Raw genomic sequence first — 24,095 nt, forward strand, 5'->3', positions numbered from 1 at the left:
ATTTTTGTCTCACGCATTCGACGAAGTCGTTCTCGCAGAGTAGGCGCAAAGGCGCAAAGAATCGACTTTCAGTTTTGTCTAGAAGCCTGAATTCATCCCGCAAATATGCAACGCCTCAATTCTATACATCCCTGCTAAGTTGAAAGTGCCGAGTGCTGAGTGAAAAGCTAAGTAGTGATGCAAAATTAAATATACATTTGTCATTGCGAACGTAACGAAGTGGAGTGAAGCAATCACAAGGGTTTTGGGGTTGCTTCGCTTCGCTCGCAATGACATAAATAATTTTGCGTGAGTACTTAGCACAGATGCGTTAGCGATAGCGTAACGCATCCTACGTAAACTGGATTCTTAATTTTGATTAGTATTAGCCTTGATACTTCAGCCTTCTTGTACTAGCTCAATCCTAGGCAAAGGCAATGTGTCAAATTCACCCAAATCATCAGTAGCAGTTTGATCTGGGCTAGTTTTTTGTAATGCTTGCAACAATGCCACACTCTGAATTAATAAAGCTTCTAAATCGATGCCACCGTAACTGGATGGGTACCGTCGCAGACGATTACTGCCTTCTCCTAGTAGAATAGCTGCACCCCGCCAGTTGTGATTACTCAAATGATAAAGTGCTACTGCAATTTGGAGAATCCCTTGATAAAAGGTTTTTTCTGGTTCGCTGGCTTCAATCCACAAAGCTTCTAAAGTGTCATGACAGGCATAGAACTGTCCAGTATTAAACTGTTCTACGCCTTGCCAAAACTCTTGGGGCATGGTTTCACTCATGCCATACTGTCTCGCACTTCTTTGATGGTTTCGAGAGTGATTTCTTGTTGTTCTCCCGCAAACTCGTTGTCTGTAGTGAGAAACAGCATACAATGGCACTCTTTACGTTCCCGCATCGGCACACAGGGACAGTTCCAATATGTGGCGTGGACTTCGGCTTCTTTATCTTCGTAGTGGCGGCAAGGGCATAAAGGCGCACCAAGTTCGTCTTTATGTTTAGCTAGCCCTTCAATCACGACTGCGGTAACCGAAGGTTCAGAACAGAAGTAGGTTCCAGTACGCTTGGCGTATTGTTCGGAAAAATGCCGCATTGCTTCTAGGCTTTTATCGCTGGATTTTGTATTCACTTCTGATGAGATCATTAGATCAGCCGCTCATAATTTAAACATTTCTTTGCATTGTACCTCAGCCTGAATGCGGTAATCCTGGGGAGATTTCCCCAACCTTTGTTACTAAATTGCAATAGTGTTTGTCCAAAGGCTGATATACCTGGGTTACTGGGATCAAAAAATCTTGGAGTCATCAGAAAAGCTTAACTTGAAAGCAGATATTGAAATTTTCAATACATGAAATTGTCAGTAATTTATGAGTGTAAGGATTTTTGTAGTTGTGGTTGTAGTCCTTGCTCAGTTTGTATAACAATACCCGGATAATCTCGATTAGCTATTACTGGTTCTGTGGCAGCAGGATGATTTTCCCATAAAATCCAACGACTACCTAAAGGTAAGGAAGTCAGGGTTTGAGGATTGGAAGTTAGCCAAATTAAGGGATAGCCTTCTGGAATAGGTGCATTAGCATCTTCCTGGGGGGTAGTAGCTGCTAAGGCTTCTTGAACTATGCGATCGCCTTTAATTAATCCCGTGAATGCTGTCCACAGTTGGACTTGGATATTTTGCCTCTGGGCATAAAAATAAAGTGATGCAGCAGCAATGACAGCTTGTTCAAAGTTCTCTTCTGCCCAATTCACTGCACTGTCAAGCGCAATAATAATTTCTTGCCCGCTAGTAACTATTTCTAATTCCCGTACCCGTAATTCCCCGTAGCGCGCGCTGGTGCGCCAGTGAATTAGGCGAGTAGGATCGCCTAGACGATAAGGACGAAGCGATCGCACTAGTCCGGTTGTCTCTGTTTGCAAGGTTTTGCCCTGAAAGTTACTCATGTCGCTTTCGTCTTGCCCCATTTCATCTACTAGTGGGCAGTAAGTTAGCGGTAACACACTCGGATATACAATCGCTGTGGCTGCACATTCACGCTGACGGCGACACCAAAACAAGCCTAAAGGCGCACCGCTAACAAGTTCAACTGAATGCCAGCGATAAACACCCCGGCGTGGGGTTGGTTGGTAATATACCCAACGGTAATGCTCTTGGGGGGGAATGGTTTCTATGGCCTTGGTTACTGGTTTCCCCAACACAAAAGGCAACATATCTTCAACTTGTAGCAAGTTTACAGCTTGCTTTGTTTGATTGTGAATTTCGATTTCAACCGTTAATTCATCTCCGGCTGTGACAGGCCTAATGGTACGGCGTTTCACAGTTAAACCCACAAGCGATCGCGGCGGCAAAATAGCAGCTATGGCTAACAGAGCAAAACTCACTCCACTAATGGCATAAAGCCAACCCGCCATTGTATTCACAGCAGCGCCAAAGAAGCAGATAGCAATTCCTGCTAAAACCCAACCGCTATATGCAGGGGCACAAGCGCGGGTTTCTAACCAGTTGATGGTACGTTTAATGATTTTCATAATCTCCTTTTTAGCCCAACCATAAATGAAATTCATAGAAATTCATGGTTTCACTAAAGAATTGGTAAAGACCATCGTAAAAACGAAAATATTACCTAAGTATGTTGTAGATTGAAAATCTAAGTAACTCCACGGTTGACCTCAGAAGAATTGATAAATCTACAAGTTATGTCAACTGCATACTTTGAGGCTCAAAATTAAGCTTTAACCTTTGGTTTAATCAAATATTTACTATAGGAAATAATAATGAACGGCGAATCTAGCTCACAATATTTAATTCCTCAAATCCCTACTCTCCCCGCACCGCCACCACCACCATTTGCAATTCAGAAAAAGCCAGTTTCTATTCAACAAATGGTACATGATGCGTACAATCTGCAAGCTACTGATATACATATTCGTGTCGGAGAATTGCCACGCTTTCGCATTCGTGGACAGATGGAAGTTTACGAATTAGCAGGTGTAGTCACACCAAAAATATTTGAGAATTATTTAAACGAGATTCTCTCCCCATCTGCCAAGCAGCAATTTACTCAAACTAAAGAATTAGATACAGCAATTGTTTATCCTGGGCTTGTACGCTGTCGTATCAACTGTTTTGAAACCTTAACTGGTGGTGCAATGGTGCTGCGATTAATTACATTACATGTTCCCAGTATTGATAGTTTGGGATTGCCACCAATTCTCAAAAACATTGTTAATAAAAAACAAGGATTAATTTTAGTTGCTGGATCAACTGGCTCAGGTAAATCTACCACCATAGCGGCAATGATCCGCTATTTAAATGAAACTCAACAAAAACATATCATCACAATTGAAGACCCAATTGAATATGTGCATACTTCCCAAAATAGCTTAGTTAGTCAAAGGGAAGTAGGTTTACACACCCACGAATTTCATGATGCTTTGCGGTCAGCATTACGGGAAGACCCCGATGTGATTGTAGTAGGAGAAATGCGCGATCGCATCACTGTTGATACTGCCATTAAAGCTGCACAAACTGGTCACTTAGTATTAGGTACTCTCCACTCTAAAGATTCAATTGGTGCAATTAATCGCCTCCTCAATCTCTATAATCCTGATGAGCAGGCAATTATGCGGGTACAAATTGTTGATTCCTTAGTTGCTGTTGTGGCCCAACGTTTACTCAGCACAACAGATGGTGGTCGCACAGCACCTATGGAAATCTTGATTAACACACCCACTATGCAAGATTATCTATTAAAGGGTGAAGACACAGAAGCATATCAACTGATAGAAGCTAGCCGCAAAGAAGGTATGCAAGTAATGAATGATGCCCTTTGCGAATTGATGTTAACTGGTCAAATCAGTATTGAAGATGCCTTCAACAACACACCAGATATCGGTGATTTACGTCGTCGTTCTCGCAACGAAGGATTAGATCCATCTCATTCAACTGGACGTAGTTTTTTCAAAGCTTATAGCTATAGTTCACGCTGAAATTAACTACTACCTCTACCATATAAATGGTGATGCGTTCGCAGTAAGAAATTTAGTACTGAAAATGCTTTAAAATAAAGACTTCATACCTTACTACGAAATTATTTCCAAAACAAAATGGGAAGTATAAAAACCCACCAATAAGACTCTAAGATCTCAAAAAGATTTTAGAGTCTTACATCTTGTTATATTAAGCACGTAGATAACAGCAGGATAAGTAATCTTGAAAATAAATCCATTAAAGCAGAAAATCAAATCATTATGGCTAACGCGACTTTTACTTTGGACTGTTTGGCTTAGTGCTTTGACAGTTTTAACAGTCACTTTATTTTTTTCCGACTCCATTGCTAGCTGGCTTTCAAATTTAGCTTTTATCAAGATACTTGATGCTCTTAGTAAACTGGGGGTGCTGATAGGTGTAACGGTTTTCTTACTTGAACTTCCAAAACGAGAAGAAAGAATTGTTTCTGAAAGAAAGAGGTCACATTTTGAATACTGGAAAGCAATCGATGCGGCCGCTGCTTCTGGTACAGTTACTAGCTATGCTAGAAAAATTGCTCTAGAAGAATTAGCCAATGACAGGGTTTCTCTGCGGAATATAGATGCTCCTAATGTTGATTTAAAACGGGTTGATTTAACTGGAGCAGATTTAGTAGGGGCTAATTTCACAGGAGCTGATTTTACAGAAGCAATACTTGATGATGCTAATCTCAATAAAGCTAAACTTTATAGAGCTAGACTTTATGGTACATCTCTTCTAAAAGCACAATTAGAAAGTACCGACCTTAGAGAAGTTTTATATGATGAATATACCAAGTTTCCCATAGGTTTCAATGCGACTGCGGTAGGAGCATACTTGATTGCTCCTCATGTTTCTCTTCAAAAAGTTAAACTCTCAAACGCAATTCTTTGGAGTGTTAATCTTCAAGAAGCTAATCTTGAGGAATCTGATTTTACAGAGGCTAGTTTTCGCGGAGCAATGCTTAAAAATGCTAACTTCCAAAGAGCGAATTTAAAAGGAGCAAAGTTTGGCAATGCTAATCTTGCAGGAGCAAAACTGAATAATGCCAATATCCAAGGAGCTAATTTCTGGAATGCTAAAGGTTTAACTATAGAACAAGTTAAGTCTGCTCAAAATTGGGAAACAGCAGAGTACAGTAAGAATTTCTGTGAACAGCTAGGTTTATCCCCTCGCTTAACAACAAATACTGACAATGAGAAAGATTAGACTTTGGCACTTTGTAAATTCTGATACAAAAAATCTTTATTAAATAGACTCAGGCGCAGCATAAAATTCAAAATTGCAAATGAGTTGACGCAATGATTGGAAATCTTGTTTAATCTCAGCCTATAAAGTCCTTTAAAAGCCTATGCTAGCGATGGGGTGAAGTCAGTCATTAGGCGATCGCTTGCAAACCGGAAAAAGGTACTCTTACAAAGGAAACAAAGGATAAAGCGCACATGAGTACAACTGTAGATACTGCCATTGAGGCGATTGTTGCCCGTGAAATTCTAGACTCGCGGGGTAGACCAACTATTGAAGCAGAAGTACATTTGCTTAACGGTGCAGTGGGATTGGCACAGGTTCCCAGTGGTGCCTCTACTGGCACTTTTGAAGCACACGAACTGCGAGATCAGGATAAAAGCCGTTATGGGGGTAAAGGCGTACTGAAGGCAGTACAAAACGTTCACGATGCACTTGCGCCGAAGTTATTAAACCTGGATGCCCTCAACCAAGAATTGATCGACCGGACGATGATCGCTGCCGATGGTTCTGCCAACAAATCCAATTTAGGTGCGAATGCAATTTTGGCAGTTTCCTTGGCTGCAGCTAAAGCTGGTGCTGAGTCGCTAGGTATCCCCCTATATCGCTACTTAGGTGGGCCTTTAGCGAATTTGCTGCCAGTACCGTTGATGAACGTAATTAACGGCGGTGCCCACGCAGCTAACAATGTGGATTTTCAAGAGTTTATGATTGTCCCCATTGGCGCATCTTCCTTCCGGGAAGCTTTGCGCTGGGGGGCAGAGGTGTTTGCTACCCTGAGCGAAGTATTAGCTGACAAGGGTTTATTAACTGGTGTGGGCGATGAAGGCGGTTTTGCCCCTAACTTGGAGTCCAATCAGGTAGCTTTGGAATTGCTAGTTGCTGCCATTCAGAAAGCTGGTTATAAACCAGGTGAACAAGTAGCGTTAGCTTTAGATGTGGCAGCTAGCGAATTTTACAAAAATGGACAATATGTCTACGACGGTAAACCCCACGCGCCTACAGAATTTATTGATTATCTAGCCCAATTAGTTGACCAATACCCAATTGTCTCCATTGAAGATGGCTTGCATGAAGAAGATTGGCAGAGTTGGCAATTGCTCACCCAAAAGATTGGTTCAAAAGTACAGTTAGTAGGTGATGACTTGTTTGTAACCAACGCCACCCGCTTACAAAAAGGCATTGAACAAAAAGCTGCCAACGCCATTTTGATTAAACTCAATCAAATTGGTTCTTTGACCGAAACTTTAGAAACCATTGACCTGGGCACTCGCAACGGTTTCCGGTCAGTTATTAGCCATCGTTCTGGTGAAACCGAAGACACCACGATCGCGGATTTAGCCGTAGCCACCCGTGCAGGTCAAATCAAAACCGGTTCCCTCTGCCGTAGCGAACGGGTTGCCAAATACAACCGCCTGCTTCGCATCGAGGATGAACTAGGCGATCGCGCCATTTATGCAGGTGCAGTGGGTTTAGGGCCGAAGTAGGGATTGGGGCATTGATGAGGCAGGGGGGCAGGGAGCAGGAAGCAAGGGGGAAGATATTACAATGCCCCATGCCCAATGCCCCATGCCCAATTACGGATAAAACCCAAGTTTGGGCAATCCCAAACTTTCATCCCAACCCATCATGATGTTTAAACATTGAATAGCTTGACCCGCTTGTCCTTTAATCAGGTTATCGATTGCTGACATCACAATCACGCGTCCGGTGCGCGGGTCAACTTCTATACCTATGTAGCAAAGATTGCTGCCGCTAGCCCATTTTGTTTGCGGGTAAACTCCACTATCGCAAACTCTTACCCAAGGGCAATTACGGTAAAAGGCGTTGTAAATAGTTACCATATCATCCCTGACTAAACCGGGATCGCGCAGTGTGGCATAAACTGTCGCTAAAATCCCCCGCACCATTGGGATTAAATGCGGTGTAAATTGAACTTTGACTTCATGTCCTGCAAGTTCGCTGCAAATTTGTTCAATTTCTGGGGTGTGACGATGGCGACCAACTCCGTAGGGGGAGAGAGAGTTATCTGCTTCAGCTAAGAGCATATTAATTTTGGCTTGTCTGCCACCGCCAGATGTGCCAGATTTAGCGTCAATAATGGCGGTTTCGGGGACAATTAAGCCTTGCTTCAACAGAGGAGAGAGTGCCAGCAGACTGGCGGTAGGGTAGCAGCCAGGACAGCCGACAAGCTGGGCTTCACTGATGCGATCGCGATAAAGTTCTGGTAATCCATATATTGCTGTAGCTGCAGTTGATTGATCGCTGCGCTCAGTTCCGTACCAAGTGGTATAGGTTGCCAAATCACTAAATCGATAATCGGCACTCAGATCTAGTACCTTACAGCCTTTTTCAATCAGTATTGGTGTAATTTGGCAAGCCAGACCATTTGGGAGAGAGAGAAACACTGCTTCACAGCGTTGGGCGATGACTTCTGCATCTACCGCCTCAATTGGCAGGTTAACTGCATGAGCCAGATGAGGGTAGAGATCCGCAAAGGGTTTTCCGGCACTACTCTCACCGCCTAAATAAACTAATTCGACTTCTGGATGATCCATGAGTAGCCGAACTAACTGCACTCCGCCATAGCCTGACGCGCCAACAATCCCAACTTGTACGCGTCCATTTTTGCCCATGATGATGAAATCCTTATCAGTTTTTGTTTAATTGAGTTATTAGCTATCAACATATCAGCGACCAGAGGCGCAACGCACAATCAGCCACGGATTGAAGCCGGGGTGTTAGTGGCTCTGCACTTACTAGCGGCGAGATTTTATGCTCTCACCGAAAGTCAATTTTTTAGCTGTTTCCTCCCAAGGGGGCAGAAACAGCTGTTTACATTCTTTAGTGAAGAGGGAATTAGACATTGGGAAAATACCATATTCACGCAATTCCAGACCTTTTGGGTCAGGAACGAGCTAGAAAAAATACTCTCGCTTTGAGCGTCTTACTGCCACACATGAGTATTAAACCTCAATTTTAGGGCAGAAATTTTTTGTCATGTTATCAAATCATTGCTAGTGTACTTCTCTGCCTTATAAAGGAGTTACAATCTAAAAGAAGAAATTGTTAAAAAAATTTACTTTTGGTACCTGGAATTCCTCTGTGTCAAAGCCTAAGACTAAACGGCAGTCGCAAGCCACTCCCCTCAACTCTAGTGAGCAGAGTACTGGGGTGGCTCCGCAAGTAGAGCAAGCCTTTCAGCAGTCGCCTGAGTCGGCTGATGGTGCTAGCACTGCAATTTCATCCTTCAAGTTTGATTCCATTGACGCAGCTTTGGCAGATTTAAAAGCTGGGCGTGTCATCGTCGTGGTAGATGACGAAAATCGCGAAAATGAGGGTGACTTGATTTGTGCTGCCCAATTTGCTACACCCGACATGATTAATTTTATGGCGGTGGAAGCAAGAGGACTGATTTGTCTAGCGATGAGTGGCGATCGCCTCGATGAACTAGACTTACCTTTAATGGTGAGCAATATTACCGACACCAACCAAACTGCTTTTACAGTCAGCATTGATGCGGGGCCGCATTTGGGTGTCAGCACGGGGATCTCCGCCGAAGACCGCGCGCGGACTATCCAAGTAACTCTCAACCCAGCCACAAAACCCTCAGATTTACGCCGTCCTGGGCATATTTTCCCCCTGCGCGCTAAAGCTGGCGGCGTACTCAAACGGGCGGGACATACAGAAGCGGCTGTAGACTTATCTCGATTAGCAGGGTTATACCCAGCCGGAGTAATTTGTGAAATTCAAAACTCCGATGGTTCGATGGCAAGGTTGCCCCAGCTCATTGAGTATGCTCGTAGTCATCATCTGAAAATTATTAGTATTGCGGATTTAATTAGTTATCGTCTGCAACACGATCGCTTAGTGATTCGCGAAAGTATTGCCGATTTACCCACTCAGTTTGGTCATTTCAAAATCTACGCTTACCGCCATACTTTAGATAATTGCGAACACGTAGCCATTGTTAAGGGCGATCCCGCTACCTTTAAAGATGAGCCAGTTATGGTGCGGATGCACTCAGAATGTCTGACTGGTGACGCTTTGGGTTCTTTGCGTTGCGATTGTCGGATGCAGTTGCAAGCTGCACTCAAAATGATTGAAGCGGCCGGACAAGGTGTCGTAGTTTACCTGCGTCAAGAAGGGCGGGGAATTGGCTTAATTAATAAACTCAAAGCCTATTCCTTACAGGATATGGGCTTGGATACAGTAGAAGCCAACGAGCGCTTAGGATTCGCCGCCGATTTGCGAGACTACGGTATGGGCGCACAAATGCTCATGGATTTAGGAGTCAAGCAAATTCGTTTGATTACCAACAATCCCCGTAAAATTGCGGGGGTGAAAGGCTATGGCTTAGAAGTAGTCGATCGCGTACCGTTATTGATTGAAGCCAACGATTACAATTCCTATTACTTAGCAACCAAAGCTAAGAAGTTAGGACATATGCTGCTGCAAACTTATTTAGTCACAGTAGCTATTCACTGGCAAGATGACCCCCAATCGGTAACACAACGCTATGAACGCCTAGAAAAAATTCGGCATTTAGCGAAAAATCATCACCTGTTACTACAAGAAGAAGCGCGACCACTAGCGATCGCACTCTTCGACAAGCCATCATTAACAGTACACTTAGGTTTTGACCAACCGAAAGTTGCAGATGGCGATTGGTATCAGCAGAAAGGTCATCCTTATTTGCAAGCTATCTGCCAAATTCTCGATCATCTCGCAACTTTGCCTTATATCGAAAAGCTGGAATTCTTGATTTCTCCTGGTAGCGATCCTCTAACGAATTTGCAAGTGCAGGTAGATCGTCAGACCTTTGAAGCTGGTACACTACCCTCAACAATTTGCGATCGCTTAGAAACTCAGAAAATTTACAGCTTTAGCTAAGGGACTTCCAAGAAATAAATTATTCCATCTTGTGGGGCGGGCATCTTGCCCGCCACATAAACTGGGCGGACAAGATGTCCACCCCACAATAAATATTGGGATATTTTTTATTTGGAAGTCCCTAAGCTGAGGTCATGGCAGCCTTTTACTCAGCGCACCGCTAATCACTTCAAAAGCGAGTTGCTAGCCTAGCGGATATTAACTAGATTTTGGATAATAACCGTTACAATCTTTAAAAAATACTATGAAAAATACTTAGGCATTCCATGACAACGATATCTAACGTTCAGGTGACGATTTCTCTGGCTGGGCTGGATTTAGATGACGAAGATTTGCAAGCAGAAGTGCAAAATTTGCTCCCGCAGCTAAGAGAAGTAGATGGTGTAGAAGAAGCAGCTTTAGTACCTGAAGACAATGCACCCAAAGGCTCAAAAGCTTTCGGGGGTTTTTTGTGGAATTTGTTAAATTTAGAAATTAATCCGGCGAATATCAAGACATTGTTTAGCTTTTTGGGCGATCGCTTCGGCAACAAACCCATTAAACTGGTAGTCAAAGGTACTGATGGTAGAGAACTCAACCTTGAAGCCAGCAGTCGGGAAGAGTTTGAATTTGCATTCCAAAAAGCACAGGATTTTTTGAATAGTACCAATAAGGCGCAAGATAGCAAAGATGGCGAAGGTAGCACTGCTAATAGGGATTAGTGAATATGAGCCAGGATTAGATCCCCTACCAAGCGCTGTCAAAGATGTAGAGGCGGTGCGGCGAGTTTTAGTCAACCCAGAAATGGGGGGTTTTGCTGAGGCAGATGTCACAGTGCTAAAAAATCCTCCACGCCAAGAAATGGAAGATGCTATTTATCATTTGTATGCTAATCGTCAAAAAGATGACTTGCTACTGTTCTATTTTTCTGGTCATGGTGTGAAAGTAGAGGATGGTAATTTTTATTTCTCAACTCGCTACACCAAGAAAAATCAGGGAAAGCTGATCCCAACTTCAGCTGTCGCAGCTACAAATGTACATAGTTGGATGAACGACAGCAAATCTAAACGACTGGTGGTGATTTTAGATTGCTGTTTTAGTGGTGCTTTTGCGAAGGGTTTGACGGCTAAAGATGGCGGGAATATTGATTTACAACAGCATTTAGGCGGTGAAGGGAGAGCAATTCTCACAGCTTCCACTTCCACACAATATGCTTTTGAATCTGATGGCTTGGAACTTTCAATTTACACCCATTATTTAGTAGAAGGAATAGAAAAAGGTGCAGCCGATGTAGATGGTGATGGCTGGATTGCAGTAGATGAGTTGCATGGGTATGCGAAAAGCAAAGTCCAAGAAGCATCCCCTGCGATGACACCAGAGTTTTATCCCATTAAGGAAGGTTATCGGATTTTCTTGGCTAAGTCACCCAAGGATGATCCGAAGCTGAAGTATCGCAAGGAAGTAGAACGCCGCCTCAATAATGGCAAATTTACTATCCCCGCCCGTCGCTTGTTAAATTCATTACGCCTCCAATTAAAGCTGGAGGCTGAGATTGCTGATGCTATTGAAGCCGAAGTTCTACAACCATACCGAGAGTATCAGCGGAAATTAGCAGAGTATGAGGCAACACTAGTTGAGACAATTAAAGATGAGCCAAAACTGAGCGAAACTACTCTCAATGATTTGAGAGACTATCAGCAGCATTTAGGGCTGAGAGATGAAGATGTTGCGCCAATTGAAGCACGGATTATTGGTAAACCAAAAGATATCACCCCCAATCTCTCTTTGCACGTGAACAAGGGAGTCACAGAGGAAGTACAAACTACGAATCAGTTTGAGTTTGAAATAGTAAAGGTGAATGCTAGCGGAAAAATCATTGATAGCAGTCAGGGACACGCTGAGTTTTTTACAGAAAACCTGGGTAATGGCATAGTTTTGGAAATGGTAGCAATTCCTGGTGGTAAATTTCTCATGGGTTCGCCAGAGAATGAGGAAGGACGATATGACTCAGAAAGTCCACAGCATAACGTCACCGTTCAACCATTTTTCATGGGGAAGTTTCCTATTACTCAAAACCAATGGCAAGCTGTTGCTGCTCTTGATAAGGTAAATATTGATTTAAATCCCGACCCATCAAATTTTAAAGGTGCTAATCGACCCGTAGAACGTGTTTCTTGGGATGATGCAATTGAGTTTTGTGCCAGATTATCTCACAAGACAGGTAAAACCTATCGCTTACCCAGTGAAGCCGAATGGGAATATGCTTGTCGTGCAGGAACAACTACCCCGTTTTATTTTGGGGAAACGATTACAAAAGATGTAGCTAATCATGGGGCGATTGGGGGAGAAACAACAGATGTAGGAAAATTTCCTGCAAACCCCTTTGGTTTATTTGATATGTGTGGTAATGTATGGGAATGGTGTCAGGATGAGTGGCACGAAAATTATAATAATGCGCCAACAGATGGTAGTGCTTGGTTAGTTGGCAATGATAATAAAAATCGGCTGCTGCGTGGTGGTTCGTGGTTCAACGATCCCAGGAATTGCCGTTCGGCGATTCGCGTCAGGCGCGCGCGTGACGATAGGAGCGACGGCGTGGGTTTTCGGGTTGTGATGGTGCGGCGCAGGACTTAGTAGCCCTTTATACTCTTGCCCTTTAGAACTTTACGCTTTTTTCTTTACCCTTCTTTTTGTCTCGCGCAAAGCGCGATCAAATTTTTTATTTAATTTTTTTGGATGAGTGATTTACCAATAATACAGAAAACCTACGATTTAATCAAGTGGTACGTGCCTATTTTAAATCGTCTTCCCAGAGATCATAAATTTTTGTTAGGCGATCGGATGATTACACAGCTATATGATTTGTTAGATGCTTTAATTATAGCCCGATATGCCAAAGAAAAATTAGCTCAATTAGAATCTTTGAATAGTAAATTAGATATTTTACGTTATCAAACTCGCCTACTTTTAGATTTTAACTTAATTAAAATTGAGCGTTACGAATATGCTCACAAACTGTTAAATGATATTGGCATTGATTTGGGCGGATGGATTAAACAACAAAAAACAAGATAATTCGTAATTAATAACGTAGGGTGTGTTATGCCGTAGGCTAACGCACCGTTAATTATTGATGGTGCGTCGGTGCGTTGCGCTTCGCGACAACACACCCTACATATCTTTCCAAAAATCAAATATGAGTCCTATAAATGAAAGCATACGGTAATCTCTGGCAGGAAATTATAGCTTTTAATAATTTGCTATCAGCTGCCCAGCAAGCACAACGAGGTAAACGTTTTAGAGAAAATGTTTTAGAGTTTAATTACAATTTAGAACAAAATTTATTTGAATTACAAGCAGAATTACAATCAAAAACGTACTGCCCTGGAAGCTATAAAACATTTGAAATTTTTGAACCTAAACCGCGCATAATTTCAGCGGCTCCCTATCGTGATAGGGTAGTACATCATGCTCTCTGTAACATCATTGTCCCCATATTTGAACCCACATTTATTAGTGATTCTTACGCCAACCGTATTGGTTATGGCTCTCATCGTGCCTTGCGCCGCTTTACTCAATTTGCTCGTTTAAGCCGTTATGTGCTGCAAGCTGATATTCGTAAATATTTCCCTAGCATCGACCATGAAATTTTAAAGTCATTAATTAGACGTAAAATTAAATGTCCTGATACGCTTTGGCTAATCAATAAAATTATTGATTATAGTAACCATCAAGAACAAGTATTAAATTATTTCTCTGGAGATGATTTACTCACACCTCTAGAACGAAGACATGGCTTACCAATCGGCAATCTCACTAGTCAGTTTTTTGCAAATGTATATTTAAACAATTTTGACCATTTTGTGAAAGAACAAATCAAAGCTGTTCGTTATATTCGTTATGTTGATGATTTTGCTTTATTTTCAGATAATCAAGAATTTTTAGCAGACGCAAGAATCGAAATCGAGAAATATCTTGCTAATCTAAGATTAAAAATTCATCCAGTTAAAAGCCAATTATTTGCTACAAAATACGGAGCTAACTTTGTTGGGTTTCGCATTTTTCCAAATCGCATTCGTGTACGCAGTGATAATCTGCGTCTAGCAAGAAAAAGATTACGGAAAATGTTGCAAGACTATCATCAAGGAAAAATTGAATATCAAAAACTCTCCCAATCAATGCAGAGTTGGCTTGCTCACTTAAAGCATGGTGATACATGGCAACTGCGCCAGCAAATATTGAGTAATTGGTAATCATGTTAATCTAAACAATGGGTTAGGCGAAACCGACTGCTGCGTGGTGGTTCATGGAACAACAATCCCAGGAATTGCCGTTCGGCGAATCGCAACAGGAACGCGCGTGACAATAGGAACAACAACGTGGGTTTTCGGGTTGTGATGGTGCGGCGCAGTACTCTTTTGTGTCAGAACTAGTGAATGGGAATTCATCAGGCGTACCAAAAAAGAGTCCAGGCTTAATCCAGTGAGGTTGATTAAAATCTCCCTCCGAATATCAAACCGAGTCGGATAGCTTGGTAGGCTATATGGTCGAACAGTTGTCCGATTCATCTAATTTTAGAAAGTTCTAATTCAAACAATCGCTAATTCGTAATTCGTAATTAAAAAGTAGGGTGTGTTATGCCGCAGGCTAAGGCACCTTTTATTATGGAAAATGTTTCGGTGCGTTGCGCTGCGCGACAACACACCCTACATTAAATTAATATTTAGATAAATAGTAGCTAATAGTTATATGACAGGAGCAGCGACTCTAGTAAAGCAATATATCGAACAACGAGAGCAAGGTTATTGGATCGCAGGAACACGCATTTCTCTTGATTCGATTGTCTACTCTTTTTTAAATGGAGAATCACCAGAAAGTATTGCCCAAAACTTCCCGTTACTCTCATTAGAACAAGTATATGGTGCTATAGCCTTCTACCTTGCTAACAAAGAGTTAATTGATGCGTACTTAAAAGCAGGAGAAGCGGAGTTTGAACAACTACAAAATTCATTTAGAGAAAAGAATCCACTTCTGTATCAAAAATTGAAAGCTGCTGAAAGCCAGAAAAACAAAATATGACGGTAGTGCGATTTCAAGCAGACGCAGATCTCAAGCAAACAATTGTTAAGTAGTTAAACATAATTAATTACACAATGTCATTGCGAATGTAGCGAAGCGAAATGAAGCAATCGCAAGGGCTGGGATTGCTTCGCTGCGCTCGCAATGACTGTAATTAACCCTGTTTTGTCACTCTGGCAGTAGTATAATAAGGTAAAAATGCTAGAACCAAGACACAGAGCATGGTACAGCCCCGTCCAGCCGCACCAACAGTCAAATTTGTGGACGAATATTGCCAGTGGTATAAAAGTCTGTTTCCAGATGTTAGGAGTTTCGAGGCTTTTAAATATCTCCATGTAGGCTGCATTTCTGATCTAAAACGTAAAACATTGCCAGAAATAGCAAAAATCGTAGGATTAGATAACCAGCAAGGGTTGCATCATTTTCTAACTACATCACCTTGGGATATAGAAAAGTTAAGAACCTTAAGGTTAGAGTTAATTTTACAAGTGCTAAAAGGTAGACCAATCATTTTAATTATTGATGAGACAGGGGATAAAAAGAAAGGGAGCAAGACAGATTATGTGAAACGGCAGTATATAGGAAATTTGGGAAAAACAGATAATGGAATTGTGGCAGTGACAGTATATGGTGTTTTCTGTGGGATGACATTTCCATTACTGTTTGAAGTGTATAAACCCAGGGAAAGATTACAGGCAGGAGATAAGTACCGCACTAAACCAGAAATAGCAGCAATACTGATAAAAAAGCTACAATCAATGGGTTTTAAATTCAACTTAGTACTTGCAGATAGCTTATATGGAGAGAGTGGTAAGAATTTCATATCTGTATTAGATGAACTAAACTTGAACTATATAGTAGCGATTCGGTCAAATCATTATGTAGAAATACTTCCACGACAACATATTCAATATTTAAAGTGGCAGAAGTTTCAAAGGGTATTCTCTGACTTGAGTCGGGAAAATCGATTTATTAGAGAAATTATTCCGGGAAAACGTGGAGAACTTAGATATTGGCAAATTACTACAGATCCAGAAAATTTGCCTGATAACACTACTTGGTATGTGATGAGTAAATATCCAGACATTACGCCAAGAGAAGTTGGAAATTTTTACGGTTTAAGAACTTGGGTCGAGTACGGGTTAAAACAAAGTAAGAATGAATTAGGTTGGTCAGATTTTCGCCTGACTCACTACCCAGATATTGAGCGATGGTGGGAAATTATTTGCAGTGCTTATTTAATGGTTAGTCTGCATTCGGAGCAACTGTTTCAGTCTCCATCACAACGAGAGTCAAAATTTGTTTCACATCCTTGGTGGGATAATGGAAATGGCTGGAAGAACATTCTTAACAATCTTCGTTTGATTATTCAACCTTTTACTTTATTTAATCTGATATATCCCTGGTTAACGGTTTTTCCTATTCCTCAATTAGCTTTGGGTTTTTTTAAACTTCAATCTATTATTTATAGCCTCACCAGTTCAATTTTTATATCCCTGATTCACCCTGATTTCTACTTTTCCTCTGCCTAGAGTGACAAAAGAGGGTTAATTTTGCGTCGTTACTTACTGGTGCAGTTCGCAGACAACCACATCTTGACTTTCAATCAGCCAACGCAGCCGGACTAGAGGGGAAAAAAGACTCAGAAGTGTTGCAAATAGCTGCACAAGATGGCAGAGTTTTGGTAACTCACGACCGTAAAACAATGCCTACAGAGTTTGGTACATTTATCATGTCACAAACCAGTTCTGGAGTATTGATTCTCTCTCAAAATCTACCCATTAGTGATGCAATTGAATCACTTATTTTGGTTTGGGAAACTTCTATCGCTGAGAAATGGGTAAATCAAATCATGTCTATTCCTTTTTGAAGTTTTACTTTGATATTGCATCAAAATTTTATTACTGAACTTTAGTGGTATTTAACTCAGGCGCTGGCGATAGCTATGAAGCAAATTAAAGAATTTGTCAAAATCAAAATTTATCGGGTCAATTTTTTGGCGTGAACGGTCTACGGCTTTATGGGTAGTAATCCGCTCATCGGGAACTTGACTTTGAGCGATTAACCAAGCTAAAGATTGATATTGAGCTTCTGTATAACCACTGTGATATTCTGCTTTGTCATTCCCCCAAGCTTCTGGCGGTGTTTCTAAAGAAACGTGATAAGCAAAGTTATTTACAGAAGGTGGTAAATTCGGATTTGTTTTCACTGTTTCTTCGCCATTAGGGCCATTAAACACCGAATTACCTGCACCAAAGGCGCGTTTTTCTGGAGGAATAAGATAAACGACTGTCCCATCTTGGGTAATTAAGGCGTGATAACTGGCTTGAATATTTTCATTATCATGGGGTGTTTGAAAAAAATTAACCGCGCTAGAAGCAGAATTACCAGTTTCATGTATGACTATAATTGGCTGATTGTGGAGAGTGACACCATTAATATCTTTGGCGTAACGTTCTCCATAGTTGGTTGGGTTTACATGAGTGATGAGATATCGCGGTTTATAGCTAGCAAATGCTTGAGTAGTGCGATACAATCCTACAACCTTTTGCTTTTTGGCAGGTGGTTTGATTGGAATTTGAGGTTTAGCCTCGGGATTTTTCGCTGATTGTAATTGCGCCTGGGGATACTCACTCCAAGCTATAACCTCTGGATTAGATATTGCATTATTGTTCTCAATTTTTGCTGATTTACCAGCAAAAACCGCCAAAATTAGAGTGGCGAACAATAAGAAAATAAGCATTATTTTAGTCGCCCATTCTCTAAATCTCATTTTTTTATACTAATAAAATACTTACTACTAATTTTAATATCTAAATATTACAGAAAAATAGACTATTAGTATACTTGTCTGGGCTAAGTATTTCTGTTAGGCTATAAATCTTTTCATGCATAAATATAGGTTAAGCTTTGAAGATTAATGTTGGGTTGCGCTGCGCTTAACCCAACCTACATTTGCTATTTAAGAGAAATGCAGGTTTAGCTATTACTCTATAAACCATCCCACTGGAATTCAGCTAACATTAATAAGCAAAAAGCCATAAAAGCGCCAGTAATGAGAAACTGCCAAGGGGCAATATAAGGTAATAAAAAGATTAACAATAGGTGCAGTATACCTGTGAAGATTAGGGCACGCGATCGCACTCCCAAACCAGTACAAATGTATCCGATAGTGCTTAACCCTAACCACAATCCACAGAGATTTGATAGTATCTCAACCCAACCCAAATAAATACTCAAATCTGTTAAAACCACCCCCAACAGCATTAGTATTACCGTAAGGATTCAGGTGGCAGAGTATTGACAAAGGGATCGCTTGAGGAGGAGTATCACAGATATGAACCAAAACCTGCCTCAAGATTTAGACCGGGAAAGCTTGAACCAGTTATCGAAACAAGAACTGGTAGAGATAATCATTGAGCAGAGCAAGGTAATAGGTGAATTACAGAAAACAGTATTAGAACTACAGCAAGAAATAGAACGTTTAAAAGTCAGCAGAGATTTAGACAGCAAAACCTCATCTAAGCCGCCATCAGGGGACATCCTCAAAAAGAGTGAAAACAAAAAAAGCAGCACCGCAAGAAGAATCAAATCATCCCAAAAGAAAGCCAGGTGGGCAACCAGGGCATCAAGGTAAGACCCGTAAGGGTTTTGGTAGAGTAGATCGTTGTGAAATCTTACGTCCAAGTGATTGTGTCTGTTGTGGTCAAAAAGCGTTTGCGGCTGTGGCAGTAAAAGTAGAAAAACAGTCTGTAGCGCAACTAGTGGAGCGTCCCATTGAAATAGTTGAGTATCAACGCCATACGTGCCAGTGTGAGTACTGTGGCAATATACAAACAGCCTCCTGGTCACAAGATATCATCCCAGGACAGGATTTAGGGATTTCTTTACAGGCATTTTTAGGATGGGCAAATAATTATGCACATATGCCCTATGAAAAACAGCAAGAAATGTTGTGGGAGTTAGGTCAAATTGAAATTGGGCTGGGAACTTTAGTCACCACAAATGAACGAATTCAAACAGCGATTCAACCAAGCATTACTGAGTTAAGTAATTGGGTAAAACAGACACAACCTAACATTCATGTGGATGAAACACCTTGGTCTGTCAAGGGAGTTAAAGAATGGTTGTGGGTAGTTGCCAATTCTGAGTTTTGCCTGTTTACTGCTGCTGACACTCGTTCCAGAGCAGAACTAGAAGCCATTTTAGGGGCTAAATATACAGGGGTAATCAGCAGCGATGATTTTAGTGTTTACAATGGCTATGCGGTGCCTGAGCAGCAGAAATGTTTGGCTCATCTACGCCGTCACTTCAAAAAACTAATTCAACTTCCAGGTCTTCACAACCAAGCTATTGGTGAAGCATTTGTGGATTTAATTGATGAAGCTTTTGGAAATTATGCCCAATGGTTTGAGACTCTTGACTGCGCCAGTTATAACGATTGGGTCAATCAATTCAAATCTAAATTGCAACAAACACTTGATGACTGGATTAACTTAGCCGGAGCTACAGCAGGAAACCTTTTACGTTCCTTGCGCGATAAAGCCTCCCAATGGTGGTATTTCCTTGACAACCCTGAAGTTCCTCCTGATAACAATCAAGCCGAGCGATCGCTGCGTTTGGCTGTGACAAAACGTAAAGTTAGTGGTGGTTCCCGTTCGATGGAGCGGTTTCAACATACTGCCAATTTGTTGACGGTGGTTCAAACCTGTCGTCGTCAAAGTCTGTCTGTTATTGATTTTTTTGTACAAGCACTAATTGCTGACTCTATTAATTCTCAGTCTCGCCCTTCTCTAGTTCCTCAATTTTAGACCTGAATCCTTACGTATTACCCAGGAATACAGCACCCATTTCACTTTTCTTTCGCTTACCCAGTAAGTAGCCCAACTTACCATTGCTACTGTGCCGATACAACTGAGGATAGTCCATAACGTAGCTTGCAAACTCCAACTAATAGGAAGAAACTGAGCATTGATAAATATTGTTAGTAGTAGCAAACTCCAAAATATGCAAGCTTGATCGACGCAGGTGTAAAAAGTGGAATGAAGTTTAACACTGCCGATTTGCCAGTTAATATACCTGATTCCAAGCTGCTTTTGAACTTCTAGAGTTAATAGTTTCCGTACTAAAAGAGGTTGCGAATAATTAAAAAAACTCATTATGGAAATTTTTTACCAAGTCTATATAATCTTTTTTGTTATATATAAAATTATTTGAGTTTTAATCTAATCTCTCTTGGGTGATAAATTTAGCTCTGTTATATTCTGTATTTAGTTATACTTTTGTTATTGTTTTTACAGAAATCTAGATGGATAAATAAACCTCAAGCCAAAAAATTTATCCAATGGCTGAATTATTATGATTTCATGACAATAATTCCGACTGCGTAGGGGTCGGAATTAAGATTTTTTAATAGTAATTGGGTTAATAAATTACAGCTAATTTTTTAGTGTTTAACTGTGCTATTGGCTAATAACTATGCAACTTATAGAACTTCTACCAAATTAAATAATGTTAGCGACATATCAATATATTCTAGAGGGCAAGGCAGTGCCCATACGTGTCAACTTAAGCTTAAAGCGATATAGGGCGGGCGTTGTACAAATACCTCGCGCCCTCATCCCCTAACCCCTTCTCCCGCAGGAGAAGGGGAACTAAATCTCTTGCTCCCTTCTCCCTGGGGGAGAGGGGCTGGGGGTGAGGGCAAAAACCTTGCTACAAAGCGGGTTTCACGTTAAGTTGACACCAATGGGCAGTGCCTTGCCCCTACAATTTGTTGCATTCTTTTTTCAAATTGCTATTATTTTTGATTTTTGAAATTCACGTGGGATGCGTTAGCTTCAGCGTAACGCATCCTACATGGTAATCAGATTTCTAGATAGGAAAAAGCTGCATTAACATAAATGCTAAAGCTGCACTACCTAAAGGAACTGTGAGATTATCAATTCCCAGAAACGAAAAAGCTTCTAAAGCTGTTGCTAAAATCGCTACTACCAAGGATAAGACCCAAGTTTGCCAGATATTACCTTGACTACCAAGCAAAACTAAACTGCTAACTAGGTAACTCACCAGCGTCATTGTTAATGAGCCTTCCCAGCTTTTTTGTGACCCCAAAATTTTATACTTATGTTTACCAAAGCGCTGACCAATTAAGGCTGCGAATCCATCACCCCATGTCATCACTAAAATTCCTAAAGCTGCGTATTGGGGTTGTTGCAAATGCCAGAAGCAAGCAATTAAAATGCCGAAACTCAAAGAGTAAAAAAATGTCCCTAAACTTTGACGACCGACACTATTAATACCGGGGAGAATTGGCAAGCGATAAGACAATAAAGTAACGGCACTGGCTACAATTGAAGCTGTAATACCAATACTTGCGGGAATATTTAACCACCACGCTAGTAAAATCACATTACCAGTGCCAATGTGAACTATCTTGCGGATGATTTCTGGTTCTTTATGGGCGAAGCGATTTACACCCCAAGCGATCGCTAAAATAAATAACACCCAAACTGCTGCGATCGCAATTTGTAGCCATAAAGGGGGAATTGACTCTAAACCAGGAATTGTAATCACCAAAAATGCTAGTAGAAAACTTGGCTCTTATTTACTACTTTATTAGATTTAGGTTATTGCGATGAAACTATTATTGATTTGGCTGATTCGGGGCTACCGCATGTTTATTTCGCCGCTGTTTCCGCCCACTTGTCGGTTTCAGCCTACTTGTTCAATGTATACTATCGAAGCAATTGAAAAATTCGGTGCATTGCGTGGTACGTGGATGGGTATTCGCCGGATTTTGCGTTGTCACCCCTTCCATCCCGGTGGTTACGATCCAGTACCGGAAGTTGTAGAAAAAGTAACTGAAGATTAATAATTTTTACCGTATATATTTTGAGCCTCTAGCTGCTGCAACAATGAGACCATATCACCAAATCCCGATTTTAGAATGTGGTGAACCTTTAATAGCGATTCCCTTACAACTATTTGCTGTGGAATCTCCCCATCCTTATGAAAAACTGGGTGCGCCTTATGGGGAACATTCTCCTTATTATTTACGGCAAAGCGTCATTGAATGTTTAATCCAAGCGCAAAATTATCTGCGATCGCAATATCCTAATTGGTACATTCAAATTTTTGATGCTTATCGCCCTGTAGCTGTGCAGCAGTTTATGGTAGATTACAGCTTTGCCGAAGCATTAAAGCAAAGAGGACTGAGTGAGGCGGAGTTATCGCCTAATCAACACCAAGAAATTTGGGAAGCTGTTTATCAGATTTGGGCTGCACCTAGCTTAGATGAAAAAACGCCACCGCCTCATAGTACAGGTGCAGCAGTAGATGTCACCTTGGTAGATGATACTGGGAAAATCGTGGATATGGGTTCACCGATTGATGAATTGTCAGAGCGATCGCTTCCCGATTACTATGCCAATAGTGAGTCCCCACAGGCAACACAGTATCATAGTCACCGTGAGTTATTGAGAGATGTGATGTTAAAAGCTGGATTTTGCCGCAATCCTAGAGAGTGGTGGCATTTTTCTTATGGTGATCAAATGTGGGCTTGGTTAAATAATCAATCTCATCCCCATAATTCTTTTACAGCTCGCTATGGGCGTTTTCACATAAATTAAGTTATTGTAATTAGTCTTAATTACTCTTCAATAAATCTAGTATTTCCCAGCAGTTAGATACTGATTAAATTTGTCCATCCTAGGCAAATATTAAATATTTTGAGGTAGATTCAGGGAAAAATTATTATAAATAATGTAGGAAACTCAATATCATATCTATCCTACTCAGGAGGTTGCTTGGCAAAGCGTTCGGCGGGATTGGTAACAATTGTTTGTTACAAAGCATTTGTTGCTTCACTTTTAATGGTTACTTCTATAGCTTTATTATTGGCATTAAAAAATCATCAATATCTAGAAGAATTTTCTGATAATTACGTATTAGAAGGTAAATCAAGCATTATTAATTGGCTTGTGGAAAAAATTCTAAATTATAATCGTAAAACCCTTGTATTTAGCGGTACTGCTTCAGGAATATATTCTATTGTGACTGCCATTGAAGCTATTGGGTTATGGTACGAAAAACGTTGGGCACATATTTTAGTGCTGATACTAGTCGGTATTAGTATACCGCCAGAAATATATGAATTAATTCGGGGGCTATCTCCGATAAAATTAATTGTTTTAATAGTCAACTTAGGAGTATTTTGGTATTTATTAAAGAATTTCCCCAAGCATAAACATTCGTAGGATGCGTTAGCGATAGCGTAACGCATCAGCAACAAAGCTGAGATATTCTAAATTATTAGTGAAAAATTAAATTCCCGACTTCTCAAAGAAGTCGGGAATTTGGACATCGTGCATTTTCACAAATTATCGCTTTTTGATAGTCTACGCATCTTCAGGATTGAGATGTTTTAACTCATCAGTAGTGTATGTGCCGATAGGACTCCAAACTAGATAAGGAACGAGTAAAAGCGCTGCTACCCAAGAAATTGGCAAAACAGAAATTGCGAGAATCACACTTAAAATTAATCCACTAAGCCCTAAACTTTCCCCGATGTTGAGGCTATGAAATCTCAACATTACAGGAATATAGGCAACAGTAATAATTTCTAGCGCTAGGTACAAACCCATTAGTATCCAGGTAATTAAACTACCAGGATTTTTTTGCCAAACAATATTTGCGGAAGCTGCACCACAAATAAAAATCGTTGTCCAAATAAATGGAATAAGTGGTTCAAAAACTAGCCAGCGAGGGCGACTTAACAGCGCGAACCATTTAACATCACGGGGTGTGATGAAGAAACTACCGAGTGCAATCAAGAATGTGATAGCACCAATCACCATCCAAGATTCAATCATGGTGTTCACCTTTGCCTGTACATTTTGT

Annotated in this window: 21 protein-coding genes and 3 pseudogenes; 16 read left to right on the forward strand and 8 right to left on the reverse strand. The window is 40.9% G+C overall.

What is annotated here, in order from left to right; translation table 11 throughout:
• Window positions 1-378: 378 nt before the first annotated feature.
• The 3 genes from HG267_RS16730 to HG267_RS16740 all read right to left on the reverse strand — a co-directional run bounded on the left by HG267_RS16730 (window position 379) and on the right by HG267_RS16740 (window position 2,518).
• Entirely contained in the window at window positions 379-774 is a 396-nt protein-coding gene (locus tag HG267_RS16730) for a DUF309 domain-containing protein (protein WP_045870082.1), read from the reverse strand.
• Window positions 771-1,136, reverse strand: a complete 366-nt coding sequence (locus HG267_RS16735; protein ID WP_045870081.1) for a ferredoxin thioredoxin reductase catalytic beta subunit — start codon at window positions 1,134-1,136, stop codon at window positions 771-773. Before HG267_RS16735 ends, HG267_RS16730 begins: the two co-directional genes overlap by 4 nt.
• A gap of 221 nt (window positions 1,137-1,357) precedes the next feature.
• Window positions 1,358-2,518 carry a DUF58 domain-containing protein gene (locus HG267_RS16740; RefSeq protein ID WP_045870142.1) on the reverse strand — a complete coding sequence of 387 codons (1,161 nt, stop codon included), beginning with the start codon at window positions 2,516-2,518 and terminating at the stop codon, window positions 1,358-1,360.
• A 246-nt stretch (window positions 2,519-2,764) separates the two neighbouring features.
• Here HG267_RS16740 and HG267_RS16745 point away from each other — a divergent pair, with 246 nt between their 5' ends.
• The 3 genes from HG267_RS16745 (at window position 2,765) to eno (ending at window position 6,730) form a co-directional block, all read left to right on the forward strand.
• Window positions 2,765-3,979, forward strand: coding sequence for a type IV pilus twitching motility protein PilT (locus tag HG267_RS16745; RefSeq protein WP_045870080.1), 1,215 nt, complete (start codon window positions 2,765-2,767; stop codon window positions 3,977-3,979).
• A gap of 304 nt (window positions 3,980-4,283) precedes the next feature.
• Complete coding sequence (locus HG267_RS16750) at window positions 4,284-5,207, forward strand: pentapeptide repeat-containing protein (RefSeq protein ID WP_194007887.1); 924 nt, start codon at window positions 4,284-4,286, stop codon at window positions 5,205-5,207.
• Window positions 5,208-5,440: 233 nt separating this feature from the next.
• On the forward strand, window positions 5,441-6,730 hold the full coding sequence (eno, locus tag HG267_RS16755; RefSeq protein ID WP_045870078.1) for a phosphopyruvate hydratase: 1,290 nt from the start codon (window positions 5,441-5,443) through the stop codon (window positions 6,728-6,730).
• Between the two features lie 90 nt (window positions 6,731-6,820).
• Here the strand turns inward: eno and argC are convergent, their stop codons facing one another.
• Entirely contained in the window at window positions 6,821-7,879 is a 1,059-nt protein-coding gene (gene argC / locus HG267_RS16760; RefSeq protein WP_045870077.1) for an N-acetyl-gamma-glutamyl-phosphate reductase, read from the reverse strand.
• A gap of 469 nt (window positions 7,880-8,348) precedes the next feature.
• On the opposite strand from argC, the gene ribBA reads away from it, so the two are divergent.
• The 9 genes and pseudogenes from ribBA to HG267_RS16805 all read left to right on the forward strand — a co-directional run.
• On the forward strand, window positions 8,349-10,136 hold the full coding sequence (gene ribBA / locus HG267_RS16765) for a bifunctional 3,4-dihydroxy-2-butanone-4-phosphate synthase/GTP cyclohydrolase II (RefSeq protein ID WP_081583994.1): 1,788 nt from the start codon (window positions 8,349-8,351) through the stop codon (window positions 10,134-10,136).
• A gap of 266 nt (window positions 10,137-10,402) precedes the next feature.
• On the forward strand, window positions 10,403-10,837 hold the full coding sequence (locus HG267_RS16770; protein WP_045870076.1) for a hypothetical protein: 435 nt from the start codon (window positions 10,403-10,405) through the stop codon (window positions 10,835-10,837).
• Window positions 10,806-12,749 carry a caspase, EACC1-associated type gene (locus tag HG267_RS16775; RefSeq protein ID WP_045870075.1) on the forward strand — a complete coding sequence of 648 codons (1,944 nt, stop codon included), beginning with the start codon at window positions 10,806-10,808 and terminating at the stop codon, window positions 12,747-12,749. The genes HG267_RS16770 and HG267_RS16775 overlap by 32 nt, the downstream gene beginning before the upstream one ends.
• Before the next feature lie 102 nt (window positions 12,750-12,851).
• Window positions 12,852-13,190 carry a diversity-generating retroelement protein Avd gene (avd, locus tag HG267_RS16780; RefSeq protein ID WP_045870074.1) on the forward strand — a complete coding sequence of 113 codons (339 nt, stop codon included), beginning with the start codon at window positions 12,852-12,854 and terminating at the stop codon, window positions 13,188-13,190.
• Window positions 13,191-13,324: 134 nt separating this feature from the next.
• Entirely contained in the window at window positions 13,325-14,368 is a 1,044-nt protein-coding gene (locus HG267_RS16785; protein ID WP_045870073.1) for an RNA-directed DNA polymerase, read from the forward strand.
• Between the two features lie 39 nt (window positions 14,369-14,407).
• Window positions 14,408-14,548: an SUMF1/EgtB/PvdO family nonheme iron enzyme gene (locus HG267_RS16790; RefSeq protein WP_235623045.1), complete on the forward strand. Its 141-nt coding sequence runs from the start codon at window positions 14,408-14,410 to the stop codon at window positions 14,546-14,548.
• A 316-nt stretch (window positions 14,549-14,864) separates the two neighbouring features.
• Window positions 14,865-15,194, forward strand: a complete 330-nt coding sequence (locus HG267_RS16795) for a DUF433 domain-containing protein (protein ID WP_045870072.1) — start codon at window positions 14,865-14,867, stop codon at window positions 15,192-15,194.
• A 221-nt stretch (window positions 15,195-15,415) separates the two neighbouring features.
• Window positions 15,416-16,726, forward strand: coding sequence for an IS701 family transposase (locus tag HG267_RS16800; protein WP_096621593.1), 1,311 nt, complete (start codon window positions 15,416-15,418; stop codon window positions 16,724-16,726).
• 65 nt (window positions 16,727-16,791) lie between these two features.
• Window positions 16,792-17,064, forward strand: a pseudogene (locus HG267_RS16805) (DUF5615 family PIN-like protein); the annotation flags it as partial.
• A gap of 51 nt (window positions 17,065-17,115) precedes the next feature.
• Here HG267_RS16805 and HG267_RS16810 read toward each other — a convergent pair.
• Window positions 17,116-17,967 carry an N-acetylmuramoyl-L-alanine amidase gene (locus HG267_RS16810; RefSeq protein ID WP_045870071.1) on the reverse strand — a complete coding sequence of 284 codons (852 nt, stop codon included), beginning with the start codon at window positions 17,965-17,967 and terminating at the stop codon, window positions 17,116-17,118.
• A gap of 218 nt (window positions 17,968-18,185) precedes the next feature.
• Window positions 18,186-18,470, reverse strand: a pseudogene (locus HG267_RS16815) (hypothetical protein); the annotation flags it as partial.
• 61 nt (window positions 18,471-18,531) lie between these two features.
• Between HG267_RS16815 and tnpC the strand changes: the two are divergent.
• A pseudogene (tnpC, locus tag HG267_RS16820) lies at window positions 18,532-20,005 on the forward strand (IS66 family transposase).
• Window positions 20,006-21,068: 1,063 nt separating this feature from the next.
• On the opposite strand, the gene HG267_RS16825 reads toward tnpC, so the two are convergent.
• Window positions 21,069-21,767 (reverse strand): diacylglycerol/polyprenol kinase family protein, encoded by a 699-nt coding sequence (locus tag HG267_RS16825; protein ID WP_096622207.1) that lies wholly within the window; start codon window positions 21,765-21,767, stop codon window positions 21,069-21,071.
• A 64-nt stretch (window positions 21,768-21,831) separates the two neighbouring features.
• Here HG267_RS16825 and yidD point away from each other — a divergent pair, with 64 nt between their 5' ends.
• From yidD to HG267_RS16840, 3 genes are all read left to right on the forward strand, one after another.
• On the forward strand, window positions 21,832-22,068 hold the full coding sequence (gene yidD, locus HG267_RS16830) for a membrane protein insertion efficiency factor YidD (RefSeq protein ID WP_045870068.1): 237 nt from the start codon (window positions 21,832-21,834) through the stop codon (window positions 22,066-22,068).
• Between the two features lie 43 nt (window positions 22,069-22,111).
• On the forward strand, window positions 22,112-22,825 hold the full coding sequence (locus tag HG267_RS16835) for a M15 family metallopeptidase (protein WP_045870067.1): 714 nt from the start codon (window positions 22,112-22,114) through the stop codon (window positions 22,823-22,825).
• A 177-nt stretch (window positions 22,826-23,002) separates the two neighbouring features.
• Window positions 23,003-23,452, forward strand: coding sequence for a DUF2127 domain-containing protein (locus HG267_RS16840; protein ID WP_045870066.1), 450 nt, complete (start codon window positions 23,003-23,005; stop codon window positions 23,450-23,452).
• 141 nt (window positions 23,453-23,593) lie between these two features.
• Here the strand turns inward: HG267_RS16840 and HG267_RS16845 are convergent, their stop codons facing one another.
• A complete protein-coding gene (locus HG267_RS16845; RefSeq protein WP_045870065.1) occupies window positions 23,594-24,067 on the reverse strand; it encodes a TspO/MBR family protein in 474 nt (157 codons plus the stop codon).
• Window positions 24,068-24,095 lie beyond the last annotated feature (28 nt).

It is taken from the genome of Tolypothrix sp. PCC 7601, from assembly GCF_025677855.1.
Classification (GTDB): Bacteria; Cyanobacteriota; Cyanobacteriia; order Cyanobacteriales; family Nostocaceae; genus Aulosira; species Aulosira diplosiphon.